The sequence below is a fragment of the Parvibaculum indicum genome, assembly GCF_011762095.1.
Taxonomy (GTDB): domain Bacteria; phylum Pseudomonadota; class Alphaproteobacteria; order Parvibaculales; family Parvibaculaceae; genus Parvibaculum; species Parvibaculum indicum.
This window is the reverse complement of record NZ_JAASQO010000030.1, coordinates 1-5,421: the sequence shown is the minus strand read 5'-3', so window position 1 is coordinate 5,421 and position 5,421 is coordinate 1. Positions and strand designations below refer to the sequence as shown.

Sequence of the window (5,421 nt, the reverse complement as noted above, 5' to 3'; positions counted from 1 at the left end):
AGCCCACATTCCCCAAGTAAATCGCTGATTTTGCTGTCAGGATCTCAATATTTCCGATATAAATCATGGTGTTGATGGCCGTGAGGGGCGCGTTTGATGGATCACCCAGAGGGTGCGGGTTCGAAGCGGGCAGATCGGGTCGAGTTCGACCGCCGGGTGCATGTGGAGTTCCGAGGTGCGCAGCTCAGTTCCGACGGCGGCCTGCTGGTGATGCGCGAGCTGGATGACGCGCTCGGGCTGTCCGATCTGGCGGCAAAAGCATTGCGCGACACCCGGCGCGGCAAGAACACGGTCCACCGGCTTGACGGGTTGTTCCGGCAATCGGTGTTCGGGCGACTGGCCGGATACGAGGATGTGAACGACGCCGACCGCCTGGCCCTCGATCCGGTGATGCGCCAGGTCGTGGGTGGAAGGGCTGTCGATGCGCAAGCGGCCTCGGCCTCGCAGATGGGACGGTTCGAGACCGAGACACTGGCACAGCCCGAGAACCGTGCCGCGCTGGCCGACCTGAATGGCCAATGGATCGACCGGTTCCATGACCGTAACGGGCTGAAGTACATCGTTCTGGACATGGACAGTTCGGTCAGCCCCACCCATGGCGATCAGGAGGGCGCGGCCTGGAACGGGCATTTCGACTGCACCTGCTATCACCCGAACTTTTTGTTCAACCAGTTCGGCATGCTGGAGCGCTGCGCCTTGCGCCATGGCAACGTCCACAGCGCCGATGGCTGGCGGGACGTTCTCGACCCCGTCATCGCCCGCTACGCGGAGCGCGACCTTTGCGGCCGGTTCTTCCGGGCTGACGCCGCCTACGCGATCCCCGCGATCTATGAGCGGCTGGAAGAAGCCCGATTCTTCTACGCCATCCGGCTGCCTGCGAACAACGTCCTGCGCGAGAAGATCGCGCATCGGCTGACGCGCCCTGTCGGGCGACCTTCGCTGACCAAGGTCAAGCGCTTCTACGAAGACTTCGAGTATCAGGCGGCATCCTGGGACAAGGAACGCCGGGTGATCGCCAAGATCGAATGGCATCCGGGCGAACTGTTCCCGCGTGTCGGCTTCATCGTCACCAACCTGCCGATGGAGCCCGACTGGGTGGTGCGGTTCTATAACCAGCGCGGCACCGCCGAGCAGCACATCAAGGAAGGTAAATATGCCTTCCACTGGACGCGGCTGTCATGCCGGAAGTTCCGCGACAATGAGGTGCGACTGCAACTGCATGCGCTGGCCTACAACCTGGCCATCTTCTTGCGCTGCATCGAGTTGCCCGAGACGATGGCCGACTGGTCGTTGACCAGCCTGCAACTGAAGCTGATCAAGATCGGGGCACGTGTCGTCCGCCATGCCCGCGCCATCACCTTCCAGCTGGCCGAGGTGGCCGTCACCGGTCCGATGGTCCGCGCCATCCTCGCCGCCATCCGCCGATTGCGAGCGCCTCCGCTATGCGCATGACCGCCATCCACGCCCAAACTGAACGAAAACGGCAGGATGGGTCTGTCCGCTGCGCTGAAAAACACCGCCACCAGGGCACAACACGGCGGCTTCGCGGGCCGATCTGCCCTGTCTCAGCGCCTTGCGCGCCCGACGACGCCGCTCGGGACGGAAAATGATTGTCCTGCGGTCGGGTTCAGGCGAAACTCACGTCAGACGGCATGCCACTTGGGGAATGTATGTTGAGGAGGTTTTCATGACGGACCAGGTTCAACTCGAAATCCCGCTTATCCTACCCGACATCCCCGATGCCGATGACGCCTGTGTGGCTCGGCTGACAGCCAATCTCTCGGCGCGCCCAGGCATCGAAAAGGCGCATGTCGTACCGGCGGAAGGGGACAAGCCCGCACGGCTTTGCATTCATTACGATGCCGACACGCTGTCGCTTTCGCGCATCCGCGACATCGCTCGCGCGGCGGGAGCTGCGATTGCCGAGCGCTACGGTCATGCGCTGTGGCCGGTCAGCGGGATCGGCCATCAACGAAAAGCGCGGACGGTCAGCGAGCAACTGCGCGCCATACCGGGCGTGCTCGAATCCGACGCGAATGCCTCGGGCCTGGTGCGCGTGGAGTTCGACCGTGAACAGGTCTCCGAAGACGAGATCGTTGATGCGCTGTCGCGATTGGGGGTCAGGCGGGACAAACGGGCAAACAGTCCTTCGAAGGACGTGCATGCCGGCCACGATCATGGCGCAGGCGCGCATGATGAGAAAGCCGGCCACAGGCACGACGGTGGTCACGATCACGATCATAGCCATGGCGGGTTTCTTGGTCCCAATACCGAGCTGATCTTCGCGCTCGCCTGCGGGGCCTTGCTGGCGCTCGGCTTTGCGATCGACAAACTGGTGGCGGCGGCGCCCGCGTGGCTGCCAACCGCCTTCTATATCGGCGCCTACGGCTTCGGCGGCTTCTTCACGGTGCGCGAAGCGATCGACAATCTCCGGCTGCGGAAATTCGAGATCGATACTCTCATGCTGGTCGCTGCCGCCGGCGCCGCGGCCCTCGGCGCGTTCGCCGAGGGCGCGCTGCTGCTGTTCCTGTTCAGCCTCGGCCACGCGCTCGAACACTACGCGATGGGCCGCGCGAAGCGCGCGATCGAGGCGCTCGCGGACCTCGCGCCGCGCACCGCTCTCGTCCGGCGGCCCGATGGCGCGACGGAAGAAATCTCCGTCGATGACCTGAAGCTCGGCGATACCGTCATCGTCAAACCCGACGAGCGCCTCGCAGCCGATGGCTTCGTCATCAGGGGCACGAGCGCCGTCAACCAGGCGCCGGTGACCGGCGAAAGCATTCCGGTCGACAAGCAGCCGGTCGCCGATGAGACGGCGGCGCGCGCAAATCCCGATCGGGTTGATGCTGCGAGCCGTGTCTTCGCCGGCACGATCAACGGCAGCGGTCTCATCGAAATCGAGGTCACACGTCTGTCGAGCGAGAGCACGCTGGCCAAAGTGGTCAAGATGGTCAGCGAGGCCGAAACGCAGAAGTCGCCGACCCAGCGCTTCACCGATCGGTTCGAGCGCTTCTTCGTACCTGCGGTCCTGGCGCTCGCCTTCGTGCTTCTGTTCGCTTGGGTCGTCGTCGACGAGCCATTCCGTGACAGCTTCTATCGTTCGATGGCGGTGCTCGTTGCGGCCAGCCCTTGCGCGCTGGCGATCGCCACGCCCAGCGCCGTCCTCTCCGGCGTGGCGCGGGCCGCGCGAGGAGGCGTTCTAATCAAGGGCGGAGCCCCGCTGGAACTGCTCGGATCGCTTGATGCGATCGCGATCGACAAGACCGGCACGCTGACCAAGGGTGAGCCGCGCATCCAGCAGGTCGTCCCCGCGCCGGGGGTGGACAAGCAGGACCTGATGGCCGTCGCGGTGGCGGTCGAAAGTCTGAGCGATCATCCCCTGGCGCAGGCCATAGCGCGGGACGGGCGAGAACAGCTCGGCGATTACCCTGTTCCCAAGGCTGAAAGCCTCAAAAGCCTCACCGGCCGCGGCGTATCGGCTGTCTTGGGCGAAGATGAGGTTCTGATCGGTAAGCCGGGAATGTTCGGCTCCGCCGGGATCTCCCCCCTGTCCCCAGCGATGGCGGAGGCCGTCGAGCGGCTCCATGAGGCCGGACAGACCAGCATGGTCGTGCGCCAGGGGGACCGTGATCTGGGTGCGATCGGTCTGCTCGACACGCCGCGCGAGGGTGCGCGTGCCGCGCTCGAGACGCTGCGTGCGATCGGCATTCACCGGATGATCATGATCTCCGGCGACCACCAGCGCGCGGCCGAGGCGATTGCGCGGGAGGTCGGCCTTGAGGAAGCCTGGGGCGATCTGCTGCCCGAGGACAAGGTCGAGGCGATCAAGAAACTGCGTGCCGAGGCGCGGGTGGCGATGGTGGGCGATGGGGTCAACGACGCCCCGGCGATGGCGAGCGCAACGGTGGGTATCGCTATGGGCGCCGCCGGATCGGACGTGGCGCTCGAAACTGCTGATGTCGCCCTGATGGCCGATGATCTGGCCCACCTTCCTTTCGCGGTCGGGCTCAGCCGGGGAACACGTTCGATCATCCGCCAGAACGTCTTCGTTAGCCTCGGTGTGGTGGCGATCCTCGTGCCGGCCACGATCTTCGGGCTCGGTATTGGTCCAGCGGTCGCCATGCATGAAGGTTCGACTTTGCTCGTCGTGTTCAACGCGCTCCGCCTGCTTGCCTGGAGGCAGGCGTAGTGCCTGACGTAGCCCTTGATCTTCGGTTCCTTCGATATGCTGTAATCGCCGCCGAGCAGGGAAGCTTCAGGAAGGCGGCCACGCTTCTCGGCCTTTCCCAGGCGTCCGTCAGTCGCCGCATCGACATTCTGGAAAGCCGTTTGGGATTCAAGCTTTTCTGCCGGACGCCGGGGGGCGTGTCCCTGACGCTCGTGGGCGAAAGGTTTCTAGCGGAGGCAATCAAAGGCATCGATCATCTGGACCGTGCGATCCACATGGCCGCTTCGACAAGCCGGGGAGAGCGCGGCATCGTTCGCGTTGGCATTCTCTCCTCGCTCAATTCAGGCTTCCTTCGCGATGTGCTAACGACCTTTCGACAGAAATACCGCCACGTCGAGGTGATCGTGCAGGAGGCGACCGCGAGGGAGAGCCTGCACTACCTCGTCATAGGCGAGATAGACGTTTCGTTCACAACCGGAATTCCGAATATCCCAGGATATGCGACCGAGTTGCTTTGGTCAGAGCGTGTCTTGGTCGCGATGCCGGCAGGCCATGATCTGGCACGCCGCGAGGGCTTGACCTGGCAAGAACTGCAGCATGAGGCGTTCATTGTCTCCAGTGGAGGTCCAGGCCCGGAGATTCACGATTACCTGGTGCGGCGACTTGCCCGCCTTGGCTTCCGTCCCGATGTCAAGATTCAGTTCGTCGGGCGCGAGGGCCTCATGAATCTCGTGGCGATCGGCTACGGTCTGACGCTTGTCAGCAATTCTTCGCTCGGACGGGAGATGCCCGGCGTGGTGATCCGGCCCATCCTGGGCGACGGGGATGTCTTAGAATCGAGCGCAATGTGGTCTTCTAAGAATTCCAATCCAGTCTTGCGTCGATTGCTTTCGATCGCGCGATCGCTGGCGAGATCGAGGCCGGCAGTTGGCGCTGGATCTGTCATTTACCTGCTATTCGCGTCGCTCATCGCTCCGTGCGGCGGGCCCGAGCAAATCCTCGATCTGTTTCTATAAAGCGCTGGACCATAGGTGCGATAAGCACGGCAGCGTCAGGAATGGGTTGCCCAGTCTCTCGCCCAAGAATATCGGCATATGCAAGCAAATCCCGATGGACCTGCGCTGGCAATTCCACGGTGATTTTCACGGGCTTACTGTCCGGCACACCGCTCAATTTCAGCTTGGACATCACGACCCTCCGTATGGCTCGAGCAATAGGTCCCGCGTGACGATTACGCGCACGGGAAATCCGGG

4 protein-coding genes are annotated in these 5,421 nt (G+C 63.4%); 3 read left to right on the top strand and 1 reads right to left on the bottom strand.

Annotated features, from left to right (window positions below):
• Positions 1 to 96: 96 nt before the first annotated feature.
• From FHS78_RS19115 to FHS78_RS19105, 3 genes are all read left to right on the top strand, one after another.
• Positions 97 to 1,452 carry an IS1380-like element ISKpn23 family transposase gene (locus FHS78_RS19115; RefSeq protein ID WP_003168745.1) on the top strand — a complete coding sequence of 452 codons (1,356 nt, stop codon included), beginning with the start codon at positions 97 to 99 and terminating at the stop codon, positions 1,450 to 1,452.
• A 235-nt stretch (positions 1,453 to 1,687) separates the two neighbouring features.
• The gene (locus FHS78_RS19110; RefSeq protein WP_167096099.1) at positions 1,688 to 4,189 is read left to right on the top strand and encodes a heavy metal translocating P-type ATPase; all 2,502 of its coding nucleotides are present in this window, start codon (positions 1,688 to 1,690) and stop codon (positions 4,187 to 4,189) included.
• On the top strand, positions 4,189 to 5,184 hold the full coding sequence (locus tag FHS78_RS19105) for a LysR family transcriptional regulator (protein WP_167096097.1): 996 nt from the start codon (positions 4,189 to 4,191) through the stop codon (positions 5,182 to 5,184). The genes FHS78_RS19110 and FHS78_RS19105 overlap by 1 nt, the downstream gene beginning before the upstream one ends.
• On the opposite strand, the gene FHS78_RS19100 is transcribed toward FHS78_RS19105, so the two are convergent.
• Positions 5,135 to 5,356 carry a DUF2274 domain-containing protein gene (locus FHS78_RS19100; protein WP_167096095.1) on the bottom strand — a complete coding sequence of 74 codons (222 nt, stop codon included), beginning with the start codon at positions 5,354 to 5,356 and terminating at the stop codon, positions 5,135 to 5,137. The two genes, FHS78_RS19105 and FHS78_RS19100, sit on opposite strands and share 50 nt — an antisense overlap.
• Between the last annotated feature and the right edge of the window lie 65 nt (positions 5,357 to 5,421).

Coding starts and splice junctions, on each gene's coding strand:
- FHS78_RS19110 (WP_167096099.1), top strand. CDS start 1,688: ATGACGGACCAGGTTCAACTCGAAATCCCGCTTATCCTACCCGACATC.
- FHS78_RS19100 (WP_167096095.1), bottom strand. CDS start 5,356: ATGTCCAAGCTGAAATTGAGCGGTGTGCCGGACAGTAAGCCCGTGAAA.
- FHS78_RS19115 (WP_003168745.1), top strand. CDS start 97: ATGGATCACCCAGAGGGTGCGGGTTCGAAGCGGGCAGATCGGGTCGAG.